The organism is Cohnella sp. GCM10012308, assembly GCF_042649185.1.
GTDB lineage: Bacteria > Bacillota > Bacilli > Paenibacillales > Paenibacillaceae > Cohnella.
This window is the reverse complement of record NZ_JBHRYU010000001.1, coordinates 352449-370085: the sequence shown is the minus strand read 5'-3', so window position 1 is coordinate 370085 and position 17637 is coordinate 352449. Positions and strand designations below refer to the sequence as shown.

General features: G+C 58.8%; 9 protein-coding genes. 5 read left to right on the top strand and 4 right to left on the bottom strand.

What is annotated here, in order from left to right:
• Positions 1-63: 63 nt before the first annotated feature.
• The 3 genes from ACFOTD_RS01755 to ACFOTD_RS01745 form a co-directional block, all read right to left on the bottom strand.
• The gene (locus ACFOTD_RS01755; RefSeq protein ID WP_378115138.1) at positions 64-2268 is read right to left on the bottom strand and encodes an MMPL family transporter; all 2205 of its coding nucleotides are present in this window, start codon (positions 2266-2268) and stop codon (positions 64-66) included.
• Between the two features lie 290 nt (positions 2269-2558).
• The gene (locus ACFOTD_RS01750) at positions 2559-3206 is read right to left on the bottom strand and encodes a response regulator (RefSeq protein ID WP_378115136.1); all 648 of its coding nucleotides are present in this window, start codon (positions 3204-3206) and stop codon (positions 2559-2561) included.
• A 1-nt stretch (position 3207) separates the two neighbouring features.
• The gene (locus ACFOTD_RS01745) at positions 3208-4407 is read right to left on the bottom strand and encodes a sensor histidine kinase (RefSeq protein ID WP_378115134.1); all 1200 of its coding nucleotides are present in this window, start codon (positions 4405-4407) and stop codon (positions 3208-3210) included.
• Between the two features lie 276 nt (positions 4408-4683).
• Here ACFOTD_RS01745 and hepB point away from each other — a divergent pair, with 276 nt between their 5' ends.
• A complete protein-coding gene (hepB, locus tag ACFOTD_RS01740) occupies positions 4684-9585 on the top strand; it encodes a heparin/heparin-sulfate lyase HepB (RefSeq protein WP_378115132.1) in 4902 nt (1633 codons plus the stop codon).
• Between the two features lie 68 nt (positions 9586-9653).
• Positions 9654-10907 carry an S-layer homology domain-containing protein gene (locus ACFOTD_RS01735; protein ID WP_378115130.1) on the top strand — a complete coding sequence of 418 codons (1254 nt, stop codon included), beginning with the start codon at positions 9654-9656 and terminating at the stop codon, positions 10905-10907.
• A 73-nt stretch (positions 10908-10980) separates the two neighbouring features.
• On the opposite strand, the gene ACFOTD_RS01730 is transcribed toward ACFOTD_RS01735, so the two are convergent.
• Positions 10981-11853: a helix-turn-helix transcriptional regulator gene (locus ACFOTD_RS01730; RefSeq protein ID WP_378115128.1), complete on the bottom strand. Its 873-nt coding sequence runs from the start codon at positions 11851-11853 to the stop codon at positions 10981-10983.
• Positions 11854-12144: 291 nt separating this feature from the next.
• On the opposite strand from ACFOTD_RS01730, the gene ACFOTD_RS01725 reads away from it, so the two are divergent.
• From ACFOTD_RS01725 to ACFOTD_RS01715, 3 genes are all read left to right on the top strand, one after another.
• Positions 12145-14031 (top strand): beta-L-arabinofuranosidase domain-containing protein, encoded by a 1887-nt coding sequence (locus tag ACFOTD_RS01725; RefSeq protein ID WP_378115126.1) that lies wholly within the window; start codon positions 12145-12147, stop codon positions 14029-14031.
• A 175-nt stretch (positions 14032-14206) separates the two neighbouring features.
• Positions 14207-15826, top strand: coding sequence for a response regulator transcription factor (locus tag ACFOTD_RS01720; RefSeq protein ID WP_378115124.1), 1620 nt, complete (start codon positions 14207-14209; stop codon positions 15824-15826).
• Positions 15823-17568, top strand: coding sequence for a cache domain-containing sensor histidine kinase (locus ACFOTD_RS01715; protein ID WP_378115122.1), 1746 nt, complete (start codon positions 15823-15825; stop codon positions 17566-17568). Before ACFOTD_RS01720 ends, ACFOTD_RS01715 begins: the two co-directional genes overlap by 4 nt.
• Positions 17569-17637: the final 69 nt, after the last annotated feature.

Sequence of the window (17637 nt, the reverse complement as noted above, 5' to 3'; positions counted from 1 at the left end):
CGTTTGGCTCCGGAGCATTTATGCTCCGGAGCCTTTACTTTGCGCGAAGCCTTATTGAACGATTTAATGCACGGCCTTACGCAGCGTCTCCTGCGGCTCGGCTTCTTGTTTGCGCAGCGACACTCCTTCGACGTCGATCTTGGGCAGAATCCGGTCGAGCCACTTCGGGAAGTACCAGGCGGACTTGCCGAGCAGCGTCATGGCGGCCGGGACGATCATCAGCCGCACGATAAAGGCGTCGAAGAGGATGCCAAAGGCGAGGGCGAGTCCCATCGACTTGACGATCGTATCCTCCGCGAAAATAAAGCTCGCGAATACCGATACCATGATCAGGCCGGCGGCCGTGACGATTTTGCCGCTGTTTTTCAGACCGGACAGGATCGCTTTTTTCGGATGACGGTGATGGACGTAATGCTCGCGCATCCCGCTGACGAGGAATACCTCGTAGTCCATCGCAAGACCGAATAAAATCCCCGCGACCAGCACCGGCAGGAAATTGAGCACCGGCGCGGGCTCCGGAATGCCGAAGAGGCCGATTCCGTTCCCGTCCTGGACGACGAATACGACGAAGCCGAGCGTGGCCGTGAGCGTCAGGAGGTAGCCGGCGACCGCCTTGAGCGGGACCAGCAGCGAGCGGAAGACGATGGCCAGCAAAAGAATGGCCAGCCCTACGATCAAAGCCGCGAATTCCGGCAGCGCTTCGTTTAATTTGTCCGAAATGTCGACGTTGATCGCGGTCGAGCCCGTGACCATCAGTTCCACGTGATCGGCGGCCAGGATGTGCGCGGCTTGCTGGCGGATCGTATTGACCAGCTTGTCCGTCTCGGCGTCCTCCGGCCCGGTCTTCGGCAGCACGGTGAGCAGCGCCGTGTCGCCGGCCGCGTTCATCTGCGGCGGCGTGACGGAGGCGACGTTGTCCAGGCCGCTTAAGCCCTTCGTCGCCTCGGCAATCGCGGCCGCCTTGTCGCCGACCGATGCATCGGCTTGCGCGACGATAAGGAGCGGGCCGTTAACGCCGGGACCGAAGCCTTCGGCCATGAGGTCGTAAGCGCGGCGTTCCGTCAGATCGCTCGACTTGGAGCCGCTGTTCGGAAGGCCGGTATGCAAATGCAGCGCCGGCAAGCTGATCAGGCCAAGCAGAAGCACGGAGACGACGAGGACCGGCAGCGGATATCGGGTGACGAAGCGTCCCCAGCGGTTGGACTCGGACTTCAGCTTGGCGAGCCTGCGATCGGCCTGCCAGCGCTTCGTTTTTTTCGGCGCGAACAGCTTCTTGGCGCTGCCGAGCAGCGCAGGAATACAGAACAGGGATACGATAACGGACATGAGGACCGTCACGGCGCCGGCGATGCCCATCGCCCCGAGGAACGGAATGCCGGTAACGGTAAGACCGGCCAGCGCGATGATGACCGTGAGCCCTGCGAAGATGACCGCGCTTCCGGCCGTCGCGTTCGCGACCGCCGCCGCTTCTTCGCGCGTCATGCCCGTCTCCAGATTGTGGCGGAAGCGCGAGATGATGAACAAACCGTAGTCGATGCCGACGGCAAGCCCGAGCATGCCGGCCAGCGACAACGAGAAGGAAGGGGCGGAAGCGTAGTGCGAGCCGATGAAGATGAGCATAATGCCGACGGCGAGCGCAATGATCGCGGTCAAGATCGGCAGGCCCGCAGCGACGAACGAGCCGAACGTCACCATCAGGATGACGAAGGCGACGACGATGCCGATTCCTTCGGAGATGCCGCCCGCCGATACTTTGCTCAAGGCAATGGAGCCCCCGCCGAGCTCGGTCTGCAAGCCTTTCGCATTGGGCGTCTCGATCGCCGCCGTCAATCGGTCAAGGGAGGCTTGGGACACGTCGGCCGCGGCGGCCTTGTACGTGACGTTCGAATAGCCGATTCGCCCGTTCTGGCTGATCGTTTTTGCCTCATAGACCGTCGTGATCGAGGCGACATCCGGGTCCTTGGCCATCTCCTGTTCGGTCGCTTGCACGAGCTTTTTTACCGACTCCGAATCGAGCGTCTGGTTTTCGCCCGCTTTGTAAATCACGTGTATCGAACCGCTGCCCGCAGACGAGCTGCCGAACGAATTTTCCATCACGCTCATGGCCTTCTCCGACTTCGTGCCGGGAATGTCCATGCCCCCTTCGAACGCCGAACCCATCGATATGCCGGCCGCAAGGACGGCGACTACGAGCAGCAGCGTTCCGAGCAATACGGTTTTCCGTTTGCGGAACGACCACTTTCCGAGCTTGTACAATACGTTTGCCATCGATCTCTTCCTTTCGCGAATCAAATCTGCTTGATGATGTCCATCATACGGCGGATTCGCGGAGCCGAAATCGTACGGAAGGGCATGCCCTTTCGGGCAAAAAGGGCAGAACGGCAGAAAGGCGGAAAAACAGAAAGGCGGAAAAACAGAAAGGCAGAAAGGCAGAAAGGCAGAAAGGCAGAACGGTAGAAATCAGTAGAGCAGAAGGGTTGCGAGTGCATGAGACGCAAAAGGGGATACGGCATAAAAAAGACGCATTCGGCAGCGCGAGCTGCCAAATACGCCTTGAATCACTTGCGATCGAGCCCTCGCTCCGCCGCCACGGCGACCGCTTGCGCGCGGTTGTCGACGCCGAGTTTGTTGTACAGGCTCGTCAGATGGGCTTTGACAGTTCGCTCGGCGATACCGAGTTCGAACGCGATTTCCTTGTTGCGCAGTCCTTGCGCGATCGCCTTCAGGACAAACCGTTCTTTTTCCGACAGCGGAACGGCAGGCTGCGGCTCGGGGATCGCCGCCTTTACCTGTTTGGCTGCGAATACTCTGGCGAGAATCTCCGGCTGAAGGAGCGTCTCGCCCCGCAGCGCGGAGTCCAGCGTGCGAAACAACGCTTCTCGGCCGGTATCCTTGAGCAAGTAGCCTTTAGCGCCCAGCTCCAGGCCGCGGAGCATCAGCTCGTCTTCATTGTAGGTGGTCAAGATGATGACGGGGACGTCGATCCCTCTCGAGCGCATCTCCCGAATCGTCTCCAAGCCGCCAAGGCGCGGCATGTTGAGGTCCATCAGGATGACGTCGGGCCTCGCGATGCCAAGCTGCTCCAGCGCTTCGAGGCCGTCGGCCGCCTCGAATTGAACTTCATACGCAGGCTCGGTTTCCAGGATAAGCTTCAAGCCCTCCCGAATGTAAAAATGATCGTCCACGATCATCACTTTGCAGCTCATGTCATTCTCCTTCCGGCAGCGGAGCCTGTATCCGTATGCGCGTGCCTTGCGCATCGCTGTCGATCTCGAAGGAGCCGCCGATGATGCGCACGCGCTCCTGAATGCCTACCAATCCGTAGTGTCCCAAATTTCCGCCGATTGTGGCTTTGTCGAAGCCCTTCCCGTCGTCCCGGATGTCGATATGCAGCATGTTGTCCATTTTGCGGATCCGGATCCATGCGTCGCTCGCCTCCGCATGCTTGTCCGCGTTGGTCAGGCATTCTCTGACAATGTGAAGCGCATGCTCGGACAACAGCTTGGACAAAGGAATCGGCGCCATGAGCTCGAGATGAACGCGAAGGCTGCTATGCTGGCGGAAATATTCGATCTCCTCCGAGACGGCTTGAACGAAGTCTACGACGGGCAGCGCCAGCGAACGGAGATCGTCGATGACGCCTCTGGCGTCGGCCATCGTCCTGCGCGCGCGGCCCATCGCTTGACGGACGATCTCCTGCGCCCGCCCGGCACGATCCGACGAGAGGTGGGCATCGGCGGCCTCGAGCTGCATGATCAGCCCGGCCAGCCCTTGCGCGAGCGTATCGTGAAGATCCCGTGCCATCCGCTGCCGCTCGTTGACAAGCGTCAGTTCCTCCACGCGCTGATGGGTAACCTCCAGCTCGGTCAAAAAAGCTTGCGTGCGAAACTGCGACTGAAGCTGCTTGACCGCGAGATTTGTCATCCCGAGAATGACGACGCACATCGGAATGTACCAGGCGAAGTAAAAGGGCAAACGCTCGGCGCCGCTCGTGCCGATCGTCGTGGCGATGAACAATAGCAGATTCATGGCAAAGGTGAAAATATAGCCTTTTTTGTCGGGGAAAATCACGAAGCTCTGCCCGACGACGATCGGGCTCAGGGCGGCCAATAACAGCGGGGAGCCATCGGGAACGAGCAGCGCAGCGCCGTTTACGAGCAGCGACTGTACGATCACGTATAACCAGGGCCGCTTGTTCGTAAGCGAATCGGCATGCCAGATCAAGGAGGCGTGAAGCAGGATCAGGCCATTGTAAAACAGAACGTGAACGAGCTGCAGGGAGGCGATGGACTGCACGACGAGCGTTCCGCCGAAGGCGATGGCAATCCAGCCGATGATCGGACCGCGGCTCATCTTCAGGATCGGCGATCTCGCCGAACGCTTGGACCGATCCCTGCTTGCCGTCATGTCCGGATGCCTCCTCCAAGGTGACTTTCGCCGCAAATTGATCTAACTATACCATATCGATCGCATGCAGGATAAAGCATAATTTTCCGCTCATAATCATAGTTCTGCATTCTTTCATGAGGAAATGGCGTACTGTACGATGTTCATGTCAACCGGCAGCCTCTGTAAGCGCGAAGGAGATGATAGGAGGAGCTACATAGCGGCGCATCCCGATTCGAATGCATTCCGGCTATTTTCGCAACGCATCACCGAGCCTTTATGAAGGAGGACAGGATCATGTATAAAGTCGTAACCCGAATCTTGGCATTATTGCTAACCGTCAGTCTGCTTCCCGTAATGGCAGCGCCCGCTGCAGAGGCCGCGTCTCCCGTGACGATTGCCAATCCGGGTTTTGAAAGCGGTCTCACGAGCTGGCAGCAGCTGTGGCCCGACAATCCGGCACAGGTCGTCTCAACGACGGTCCATTCCGGGACCAACAGTCTTCTATTGGACGATACGAAAGCCGACGGCTATTTTGGCGTAAATTCGGCACCCGTTCCTGCGGTTGCGGGGGAACTGTACAAAGTCACGGTAAACGCATATTACGAGACGAATGCGTACGGCGTGCTCGTAATTGCTTTTGACAATTCGCAAGGCCAGTCGATCAAGGATAATCGGGTAGGGGTAGCCGGAGGCGCCGGCAAATGGAGCGAGATGACCGTCTCGCTGCAGGCGCCCGCAAATACGGCTTCCGTCAGGGTCCGCCTGATCACGGGTTTGACGCAAACGGGAAAAGTATATTTTGACGATGTCAAGCTGGAGAAGCTTACGACCTTGAAGGGAACGGTGACGCAGCAAGGCGCGGGAACCCCCGTGCCTTCGGTGAAATTGAGTCTGTACCGGGCGACGGATACCGCATTCGCGAATGCGATCGCAAGCGCGACCAGCGGAGAGGACGGCTCGTACGCGTTGTCGAATATGGATCCTGGCGCCTATGTCATTCGGGCCGTGCGGACCGGATTCGTAACGCAAGTCGTCCAGGTTCAAGTGGCAGAAGGATCAAACGCTCCTTTGAACATTCAGCTGTCACAGGATCCTGCCTCCGTCCCGCGTTCGATCTCCGGTACCGTAACGGAGCTTGCGCACGGCGGGCCGCTCCAGGGCGCGAAGGTCAGCCTCTATAAAGAGACCGATCATACGGCAAGCGCGGCGGTAGCGACCAGCGTTACGACCGGCGCCGACGGGCGCTACGCCTTCCCGGCGGTCGCGCTGCCAGATCGTTATTTTGTCACCGTGGAGAAGTCCGGTTACGTAACGACGCGAGAACCGGTTTACGTGTACGACGAGGCGGTTTTGGACGCCGATGTTCAGGTTCCGGCCGAGCCAACCGTATATACGACTGCATCGATGCCCAAGCCAAGCGGCGGTCACCCCAGACTGTTCGTCCGAAGCGAGGATATTCCAGGAATTCTGGCCAAGCAATCGCTGCCGTTCTTTCAGCCTCTTTTTGCCAATCTGGAAGAACAGCGCAACACGCAGGGCTATACGTCGCGAAGCAGTCTGACGGCCACGGAAAACGAAATGCAGACGTTCGCGTTTCCGGCCGCGGAGGAAGCCCGCTATGTGCGTCTTGTAAGCCGCGGAAGCACAGGGTCAAATACGTTGGCGATCAGGGAACTCGAGGTCTTCAAGGAAGGTTCAGGCGGCGGACGGGAAGAGGTGCCCATACAAGGCGCGACCAGCAGCGCCGTATGCTCGAATTCAAGCGAGTTTGCGCCGGAGAAGGCGATCGATAAAGACGTGAACACGCTGTACTGTAACTTTGACCTGATGGGAACCATCACCTTCGACCTTGGAACTGCGGCTTCCGTCCAATCGCTCGACATTATATTTAACTATGACACGAGCCGCGTCTACTTGTTCGACATTCTCGTGTCCGCGGACAACGCCAACTGGAGGCTTGTCGATCTCGGAATGGGCGGAGGGGCTCTGCCGCCGGCGCCCGCCGGTCAGAGCAATATTATCCTCAGCTTGCTGTCGCAGGTGAACGCCAACGCTTTCGCTTATATGCTGGATCCGGAGCAAAGCGTCGCCCAAGGCCAGAATGCCGTAGATACGGCGATCGCGATCGTGGACACCGTTCAATATAAAGCCTATGACTACAACAACAAGACCGGTCAGCTTCTGGAGATGGTCTCCCTCGTTTACGACTGGTGCTATCCTTTGCTCACGAACGAGCAGAAGGTCCATTTTAAAGACGCCATTCTGCGTTTCGCAGGAGATATGGAGATGCGATATTACGACACCGGCCCCAAAGTGTTTGAATACGCGCTGGGAACGGGGCACGGCGCCGAGGATCAGCTGTTCCGTTATTTGCTGGGCGCGGCGGTCGCAATTTACGACGAGTACCCGAATGTTTATAATCGGGTCGTTCCCGAGTTTCTTAACAAGGCCGTACCGGTACGCGATTATTTTTACGGCTCCGATTCCCACCATCAGGGCGAAGCTTACGGATCGACCCGCTACAGCACGGAGCTGTGGGCAACGACGATTTTCACCAGGATGGGTCTGCCCAGCCCGTTCTCCATCGCGCAGAGCAAGGTGATATACAAGCAAATGTACACGCGCAGGCCGGATGGACAAATCATGCGGGACGGAGACGAATTCAATTCCGTATATACGCCGCTGAACGCGGTGTGGCGCACCCAGCCGCTCGCGATGCTTGCCGCTTCCCTTTTTGACGATCCCTACATCAAAAACGAATTTATGGAGACGTATGTACCGAACGAGATGCCGATCTATGAAATTCTGTTGCTGGACGGGAATACGGCTGCCGAAGCCGAGCCGCCGAATACGCTTCCGCTGACGCATTACTTTAACGATCCGGAAGCATCGATGGTCGCGCGGACGGGCTGGGACGACGTGTCCACGACGACGCACCAGTCGCCTAGCGTGATCGCCGAGATGAAGATCGGCAACCGTCGGTTCGGCAATCATGAGCATATGGATTTCGGCAGCTTCCAGATTTATTACAAAGGCGGCCTGGCGATCGATTCGGGCATTTATTCCGGTAAAACGCCGGACGGCTCGGTAAGCGACTATTTCGGTCCGCACGACCAATATTACAACAAGCGCACGATCGCCCATAATTCGATGCTCGTATACGATCCGAGCGAAGGCACGGTCGGCAACGACGGCGGCCAGCGCTGGCGGGATACGGGGCCGGCGCATAACGGAACCGACGCGCAGACGCTGCAGGACGTATTCGGCAGCAACTACAAATTCGGGGAAGTGCAGGGACATGCGTTCGGGCCCGATCCGATCGCGCCGGATTACAGCTACATCAAGGGCGATCTGACGAGCGCCTATACGGCCAAAATGGAGCAGTACCAGCGTTCGATGATGTTTCTCAACTTGAAGGATTCGACGAATCCGGCGGCGATGATCGTCTTCGACCGGGTCGTCTCCTCCGATCCGAACTTCAAGAAGTACTGGCTGCTGCACAGCATGGAGGAGCCGGTCATCGACGAAGCGACGAAGACGGCGACGATAAAGCGTACGGAGCATGGCGACAGCGGCAAGCTGGTCAATCAAACGCTGCTGCCTGCAGCTTCCAATGCCGTCATCGAAAAAGTCGGCGGTCCGGGGCACGAATTCGACGTGTTCGGCACCAATTATCCAGTCGTTCCTTCCAATCCGAGCAACACCGAGGAACCGGGCGCATGGCGCATCCAGCTTTCGCCGGGTACGCCGGCGAAAGAGGATTTGTTCCTGAACGTCATGCAGGTCATGGACGGCGACAAGCAGCCGCTGCCCGTACAGAAGCTGGACGCCCCTGCGCTTGTGGGGGTACAGCTTGCCGATAAAGCGGTCCTGTTCAGCAAAACGGGCAAACGGTTGTCGGGGTCGGTCGCGTTCGCCGTCTATGCGGGCGCTAACGACACGCAATTCATCGTGACCGATCTCGCGCCGGGCAAGTGGAAAATCAAGCATGACGGCGAGACCCGGTTCGGAACCGTCACGAAGGAAGGCAATGTGCTCAGCTTCAACGGCGCCGCGGGAACGACCTACACGTTGACTTCCGTTACGGACGATTCGGCGCCTGCAGACGCGATCTTTACCGCTAATGTAACGGAGCCGACGAACGCGGACGTTCTCGTAACGATCGACTACCCTGCCGAGGCGGAGATCAAAGAATATAAATTGGGCGCCAGCGGCATCTGGACGGCATATACGGCTCCGATCGTCGTAACCGGCAACGACACCGTGTATGCAAGAGGAACAAGCGCGGGAGGAAATGCGTCCGATGTGACCGGCTATACGGTAAGCAACATTGATAAAACAGCTCCCGTTACGACAGGGACGTTAAGTCCAGCTTCGCCCGACGGCAACGACGGGCGGTACGCGTCAAGCGTAACGGTAAGCTTGACTGCAAGCGATAATGCTTCGGGCGTTGCGAAGACGGAGTATCGGGTAAACGACGGACCGTGGGTGATCGATACGGGCTCCATTCCGCCCTATGGCGAGGGAAGCTATGATTTCGAGTATCGCAGCATCGATCGGGCCGAGAATGTAGAATCTTTGAAGTCGCTCCATTTTCAGGTCGCCGCTGCCGCGCGGATTACAAGCACTTTAACCGGGACCTCGAGCGTCTTGGCGGGCCAGCCGTTCGACGTGACCTACGGCCTAAGCAGCGTTACGCAAGCCGCGTACGCGCAGGAGCAGACCTTCTATTACGATGCCGCGAAGGTCGAATTTCTTTCTGCGGCGCCGCTAAGGAGCGGGCTGTCGATTCTGGCGCAAACCGTAACGCCCGGCCAGGTGCGAATCATTACGGCAAGCACGGGAGCGGGCAACGAAGTATCGGGAACGACGCCGCTGCTGGTGCTGCATTTCAAGGCCAAAACGGCTGTCCAGCCGGGGCTTAGCGTCATTTCCGCAAGCAATGTCATTGTCGCGGACGAGAACGGGATCGAAACCGCGTTAAGCGACGAAACCGTCTACAGCGTACAAGTGATGACGATTGCAGGCGACGTGAACGGAGATGGGAAAGTGAGTATCGGCGACTTGGCTATGGCGGCCGCTTACTATGGGAAAACATCCGCCGATGCGAATTGGAGCGTCTATCGGCTGGCAGACTTGGACGGAGACGGCAAGATAGACATTGTCGATTTGGCGGCAGTCGCCAGAAACATGTAAGTGAAACGCGCTTTGGGGACGGGTGCAGGATGCCCTCCCCTATCTTTTTTCGAGAGGATGAACGAGCCGTGCAACGAAAAATGCTGATATTTAAACTGGCTTTGTTGCTGTGCATATTCAGCGTCTGGCGTTTGCCTCCGAAAGCCGCATTCGCGGAGCAGAATCCTCGTTTTTCGCTATCGATGACCAGCGCTGCCCCGACGGTGAACGATACGTTTCAGGTTACCGTGAAGGGAGCGGATTTGAACGATGTGTACGCCTTCGAACTGAATTTAAGTTACGATGACAAGCGTTTGCGGTTTGAGCGCGCGGACAGCGGCAGCGCCGGATTCGCTACGGACCCTGTCGTGAAAGACGGCACCGTTCAAATTGCGCATACGCAAATCGGTCAGACAGCGGGAAAGAGCGGCAGCGTGACATTGACTACGATTACATTTAAAGCGATCGCAGAGGGAGCGGCTGAGATCAAACTTTTAAGTTTGAAGCTTGTGAATTCCCAGTTAGCCGCAACTGTCGTTTCAAGCGGGGCAGGCGCGGTTGCTGCCGTGGACGGCGGTCGGCAGAGCCCGACGCCCGAAGCTACGCCAACGGCCGCATCGACTTCGACGCCGGCCCCGACGACAACGCCGGCCCCGACGACAACGCCGGCCCCGTCGACAACGCCGATACCGACGCCAACGTCCGCGCCGTCATCAGCGCCATTACCGTTTTTGAATGACAAAATAAACCTGGATGCGATTAAGGCGCTCGCCCAAAAAGCAGATTCCGCACAGACCGTTGCGTTTAAAGACGTGCCTGCTCAAGCGAGGTATGCAGCAACGATCGGGATAGCCGCAAGGTTCGGAATCGTTAAGGGATACGCGGACGGAGCGTTCCGCGCGGATGCTTCTGTAACGAGAGCGGAATTTGCGAGCATGTTCGCAAAGGCGTTTGGTTTATCGGCCGCGAGCGTTTCTGGTTTTGAAGATGTCGATGGACATTGGGCGGCCAATGAGATCAACGCCTTAAAAGCAAGCGGCATTATAAACGGTTACCTGGACGGGTCCTTTAAGCCCGATCAGATGATTACAAGGGCAGAGATCGCATCCATGCTTTCGAGCGTAATGAATACGAGTTCGGTCCAAAACCCGGCCAAGTTCAAAGATGTTCCAGGCAGTTGGGCGGAGCGTGCCATCGATGCGTTATCCGATAGGGGAATCGTCAAAGGCGATGCAGACGGGTCTTTCAGGCCGGGATCGCATGCGACCAGACTGGAGTCGCTGCTCATGATCATGCGGATGCTTGACAAGAGTCTTGAATTTTCGCTTGAAATAGAGGATTAACGCAGCAACGCCGTCTTCGCTTACCGGCTTCATCAGCCTCGACCGTTTCGATCGAGGCTTTTTTGCGTCCGGTTCAGCCTTGCCGGAATCGCATCCGGAACGCCTTGGGCGTCGTGCCGACCTCTCTGCCGAAGCAGCGGACGAAGTAAGGAAACGAGCCGAAGCCGGTCTCCTCGGCGATGCGTCCGACGGATTCGTTCGTATCGATCAGCAGCCGCTTGGCTTGTTCGATGCGGTAGCGCGTCAAATACTCGAGCGGCGTATAACCGAAGGCGCGCTTCATGCAGAGGGACACATAGTTGGAATGGAAATGAAGCGACTCCGACATCGACTTGTACGTCAACGCGTCCCGGTAATTCCGGCGCAAATAAGCCGCGGCTTCTTCGGCGATCGTCAGGTAGGAGTCGCGCTCGGGCATCGTCGTGTCTTCTTGCAGGCGCAGCAGCAGTTCCTGGAAGACGAGCTGCTGCCGCCATTGCGAAGGCGACGAGGCGTCCGCCTGCAAGGACAGCAGCCGCCGCAACCAGACATAGGCGGCATCCGGCGACGCCAGCTTCCCGGAACGCGGCAAATAATACGCGAACCGGTGAATCTCGTAAAGTGCGTCGTCGGAGTGAAGATCGGTGGGTCGCAGATCGGCGAGCGCCAGCTCCCGGTCCGTTTCGTGCCAGCTGCCGAGCGTCTGGAAGTGGACCCAGAAAAAATGGGTTTCTTCCAGGCAAGGCCCCGTCGACCGATGCGCGCGGTCCGGCCGCAGCAGAGCGAACGAGCCCGCAGGAATCTCGATCGCTGCCGATTCCTCGGCCATATAGAGACATCCGTCCGTCACGATCAGCAGATCGAACACGCCGATGCCCGATCGGTCGGAGTGCCGCCCGCCTGCAGGATAAGTGTCTTCTCCGCAGTAGATGAAGTGCGGCAAGGGCGGAGAGATGAATTGGAACATTCGGTACCCTCCAGTGCAGATGATCGTTCTTCTATTTTGCCTTTTAAACAGTATAAAGAAAAGGAGAGGGCAAGTCTGCAATCGCACAGATAAGGTTGCGATCGGACAATTTTTGTGTGCGTTAGGCTATCGGCTTGCATCGAAGAAGCGTGCTATATTCAAGTCGTCGAAACGCGATGCGAGAGATCCGAAGACGAATCCGAAACCGAAGACGAAATCGAAGACGAAATCGAAGACGAAATCGAAGACGAAATCGAAGACGAAATCGAAGACAAGCGAGGTGCAAGACCTTTGACAGAAACCTATGCCGCATTCGAAGCGTTACCGCTCGGCGCCATCAAACCCCGCGAGTGGCTGCGCGATCAATTGCGCATTCAAGCGGACGGACTAACCGGGCATCTGGACGAACACTGGGCGGACGTCGGGCCTGATAACGGCTGGCTCGGGGGCAAGGGAGAGAGCTGGGAACGGGGTCCATATTATTTGGACGGATTGCTCCCGCTCGCATACCAGCTCGAGGACGAGCTGCTGATCGCCAAAGCAAAGCGCTGGATCGAATGGTCGCTCGCCAGTCAGCGGGAGGACGGCTCGTTCGGTCCGCAAATGAGGGAATTGGCGAGCGGCGTGGACAAGAATCATGACTGGTGGCCATACATGATCATGCTGAAGGTGATGACGCAATATGCGGAAGCCACGGCGGATCCGCGGGTCGTCCCGTTTATGACGTCGTTTTTCCGTTATGCGCGCAAGACGATCGAAGGGCAGCCCTTGCTGGAGTGGGCGGAGGCCCGCGGCATGGAGATGCTGCTGAGCATCCAGTGGCTGCATCGAAGGACGCAGGACGCGTTTTTGCTGGAGCTCGCCGAGATCGTAGCCGGACAGACGACGGGCTGGACCGAAGTGTTCCGCGACTTTCCGTTCTGGCGGAAGGTCGAGCAGTGGGATTTGAAGACACACGTCGTTAACGTCGCGATGGGCATCAAGGCGCCGGGCGTGCGCTACGAGCTTACGGGAGACGCGAGGGAAAAAGAAGCCGCGCACCGCGGCATCGACAGCCTGATGACCTACCACGGGCAGGCCCATGGCATGTTCTCCGGCGACGAATGGCTGTCCGGCACGCATCCGAGCCAGGGCGTCGAGTTGTGCGCCGTCGTGGAGTATATGTTCTCCATGGAGCAGCTCGCCCGCGTGTTCGGGGATGGCCGGTTCGGGGACATTCTGGAGAAGGTCGCGTTTAACGCCTTGCCCGCGGCGATCTCCAGCGACTGGACGTCCCACCAGTACGACCAGCAGGTGAACCAGATGATGTGTAACGTCGCGCCGCGCGCTTGGAGCAACGGCGCCGACGCGAACGTATTCGGACTGGAGCCGCACTTCGGCTGCTGCACGGCGAATATGCACCAGGGGTGGCCGAAATTCGTCTCGCATCTGTGGATGGCTGACCGCGCCGGCGGACTGGCGGCGATCTCCTACGCGCCTTGCACGGTGAAGGCGGAAGTGGGAGCAGGGCGCGTCGCAGTCGCGGAACTCGAGGTTTCCGGCAGCTACCCGTTCCGCGAATCGGTCGAGATCTCGCTTAAACTGAGCGATCCGGCTGCCTTCGGCATTTCGCTTCGGATTCCCGCGTGGTGCGAGAATCCGACGCTGACGGTGAACGGCGAGCGCATCGAACTTGAGGTCAAGAGCGGCTATGCCGCAGTGACGCGCCATTGGGAGAGCGGCGACCGCTTGACGCTGCGCCTGCCGATGACGGTTAAGACGGTCACGCGCAATTTATACGCGGCAAGCGTCGAAAGGGGGCCGCTCGTCTACGCGCTGCCGATCCAGGAGAACTGGCAGCTTCTTACGAAGCGGGAGCGATTCCACGACTGGGAGATTTACCCCGGTTCTTCTTGGAAATACGGCTTGTTGTCCGGCAGCGAGTTCGCGGTCGAAACGGCCGATGTCGCCTATCAGCCGTTCGGCGCCGGCCAATCGCCCGTGCGTCTCAAGACGAAAGGACAGCTGATCCGCGATTGGAAGATGGAGGGCAACAGCGCGGGTACGCCGCCGCTGCACCCGAATGCGGAGGGCCGACCGATCGCGGAGCTGGAACTCGTTCCGTATGGAAGCGCCAAGCTGAGAATCGGAGAATTTCCAGTGATCGGACACCCGCTGGAAGCAAGGCGCCATAAGTAAGGAAATTACAATTTCAATCTCGATCTTAATCGCAATCTCAATCTCAATCTCAATCTCAATCGCAAACGGGACGAAACGGACAATAGTCTGCGTCGTCCTGTTTGCTTTTGCCATTTCGGGAGATATCCCGCATAAAAATATAAACAGGAGAGAGGGCGGGAGGCTTCGAGCGAATATGACGATGAGACCGATTGGCGTATTAATTGTGGACGACGAATATCCGATCCGCGAGGAGCTGCGCGCGTTTCCGTGGGAGACCTGCGGCGCGACGCTGATCGGCGAGGCGGAAAATGGCGAGGAGGCGCTGTCTCTATGCGCGAAGCATTCGCCGGACATCGTCGTGACCGATATTACGATGCCGATCATGGACGGCTTAACCTTTATCCGGGAGCTGCGCAAAAGCCATCCCGTCACGCAGATTATACTACTGACGTGCCATAGCGACTTCGGATATGCGAGGGAAGCGATCGCGCTCGGCGCGTCGGATTACATCCTGAAGGTGTCGCTGGACGAGGAAGAGCTGAAGCGGGCGCTTCGAAAGGCCGGCGAGAAACTGCAGCGGGAGCGGATACACTTGGGCAGAGAAATGATGCTCCGCAAGCTGAAGGCGGCGAAAAGATTGGAGATGCAGTTGAAGGAGCGCTTCGACGCAAACGGCAGAGAGCGTCGGACGGCGCAGGCCGACATCGCGCCCGAAGATTGGACGCTTTTAGGCTTCTCCGACGAGCGGCAATCTTTGCGGCTTGTCCTGCTCTGGCTGACGGCTACGGAGGACGAGCTCCAGAGCGCGCAGGAGTCCGTTCAGGAGGCGCTGCTCGATTTCGAACGGCGTACGCCGTCTTGCAAGACCTGGTTTCCGATGAGAAGCGGCGAATACGCCTTGTGGTTCTCGGAAGCCGAGGAGCCCGAGGCGGTCGGGCTGCGCCTGGAACGACTGCTCGGACCGCTGCCGGCCGAAGCAGAAGGCAAGGAGGGGGCGCCGGTCGGGAAGCGCCGCATCGGGCTATCGGCGACGGTGGGCGGTTTGGCCGTGAGCCGAGCGGACGTTTGGGCGCTTCTTGCGGCCGCGTCCTGGTGGCGGGAGGCGGATTTTTACGACGCAGTCTCCTCGCCAAGGATAAAAATAGGCTCGCCCAAGCCGCTCTCCGAGCTGGAGCCCGCGCATCGGCGACATTTGTCCGGATTGCTCGGCCAAGCCGGGATGAATGCCGACCGTCTGTTGCGGACGATGAAGGACGATGTCGCTCCGTGGTGCGCCGGTCGCCGTTTTCGTCCGGCCGCCCTCAAGCGGTGGCTCGCCGGCTGGACGACCGAGTGGCTAGCGCGATCGCGGCCGGGCCGGCCCGATCCGCATGGCGATCTCGTCGGCGCCTTGGACTGGGGCGAGCTTGAGACCCGTTGGGCCGGCCTTGTGGGCTCGTCCCCGGAAGCCGGACCGCGCCGCGAGATCTTCGAAGCGCGGAGCTGGATTCAGGCGCATTTGCGGCAGCCGCTGTCGCTGCCGATCGTCGCCGCGCAGATTGGCCTCGGGCCCGAGTATTTCGGCAGGCTGTTCAAGGAAGAAACCGGGGAATCGGTGCATCAGTTCGTGCTTCGGCTCCGGATGGAGAAAGCGCTGAAGCTGCTGCGGGAAACCGACTTGAAGGTGTATGAAGTTGCGGAAGCCGTAGGCATTCCGAACTATCGCTACTTTACGTCCACGTTCCGCAACTGGGCGGGGGCGGCGCCGACCGACGTGAAGCGTCTGGGGTATCCGGCCGAACGAGGCGGAGACGGGAGGGAGGACCGGACATGAAGCTTATCGCCCGGTTTAGCCATATGGGGATCGCCACGAAGCAGTTTTTTTATTTGTTCACGGTCACGCTGCTGCTGTTTCTGTTGCTCGCCTGGAGCAACCTGAGCGAAGCGGAGACGCTGCTGAAGGATCAGGTCACGAAGGATGCGGAGCTGCTCGTGGCGAGGACGAATCAATACATCGACGCGACCCTGGACAACGTCGAAAACATTTTGCTGCTGCTCTCGACGAGACAGGACCTGCTGGAATCCGGCAGCGAAACGGAGGCGGTGCGCACGCTGCAGAGCTTCGCCGATTACAACAGCTCGGTCGTGCGGACGCTGTACTTCGTGCGGAGCGACGGCAAAGTTCTTTCCAATACCCAAGTCAATTACGATATTATCGGAAATCCCCATCTAGAGGCGCTGTACGCGCAGGCGCTTGACAATTATGGCTCGATCCAGGTAAGCGAACCGTACATTTCTCCGCTGTCAGGCCGTACGCTCGCCTATATGATGCCGGTCAAAGACCGGAACAATGAAGTGCAGGGCGTCATCATTGCCGAGCTCGGACTCGATCTTCTCGTATCCCGCATCTCGCCGCTGATCTATCAAGCCTTCACGCTGGTTACCGCAAACGGCAACGTCATTAACCGCATGGAGGCGGGCGAACGGCTCCTGCCCGTCATGCCGGGAACCTATCCGCCCGAGCTGCTCCCCGCGTTCACGGCGAAGCTGCCGGGCCTTAAAACCGGAGCGGACGACATGACCGTAAACGGGGAACGGCTCATCGCCGTGAAATCGGCGAAAAACCGGCTGGGCTGGTCGCTGATCGCTTTTATTCCGGAAGACAGCTTCTACAAGGATTTGCAGCCGCTCTACGGCAATTACCGCAATGCGACCATGCTGTGGGTCGTGATATTGCTTTTCAGCGCCTATATGCTGTCGCGGACGCTGACGAGGCCAATCCGGGGACTGGCGAACAAGATGGACCGTCTGCATGACTTCCAGGTCGTCTCCAGGCTGCCCGAGGACCGCCGCGACGAGATCGGCAAGCTCGCGAGAAGCCTGAACGCGATGCTCGCGCGGATCCAGCATTTGCTGCTTGAGACCAGGCGCGCGGAGGAAAAAAAGAAGGAATACGAGCTGAAGATGCTGCGCAGCCAGATCGCGCCCCATTTTTTGTACAATACGCTCGCTTGCATCAGCAGCATGGCCAAGCAGCAGAAGATCGACGATGTCAGGCAGACGATCCGTTCGCTGGTCGGCCTGCTCACCTTCAGCTTCGACAGGCAGAGCGAATTCGTCACCCTGGAGGAGGAGCTCGAAGGCCTTCGCATGTACATGCACATCCAGCAGGTACGTTACGGCGCCAAGTACGGCTGCCGGATCGAGATTGAGCCGCAGCTGCTGCAGCTGCGACTGTTGAAGCTTACCTTGCAGCCGCTCGTCGAAAACGCTTTGTTCCACGGCCTCGCCCCGAAGAGCGGAGGGAGCGTCGTCGTAAAAGGGAACGTGCACGACGGGCGGCTGCGGCTGTACGTCCGCGACGACGGCATCGGCATGGACCGGAGCGACATTCGGGCCGTCTACCGCAAGCAGGCCGCCGAGCCTTCCCGGCATTCTTTTACCGGCATCGGCCTCGCGAACGTTCACGAACGGATCCGCATCCACTTCGGCGCGCCGTACGGTTTGCGCATCGGCGGACGGAAGGGCGTCGGCACCGTCGTGCGCGTCGAGCTTCCGCTGTCCTTCCAAAGCTAAAATGCGTACAGGTTGGAAAGTCGAACATTTTTACGGTTTTTGTGCATAACCGGAGAGGCGGGGTTTGTC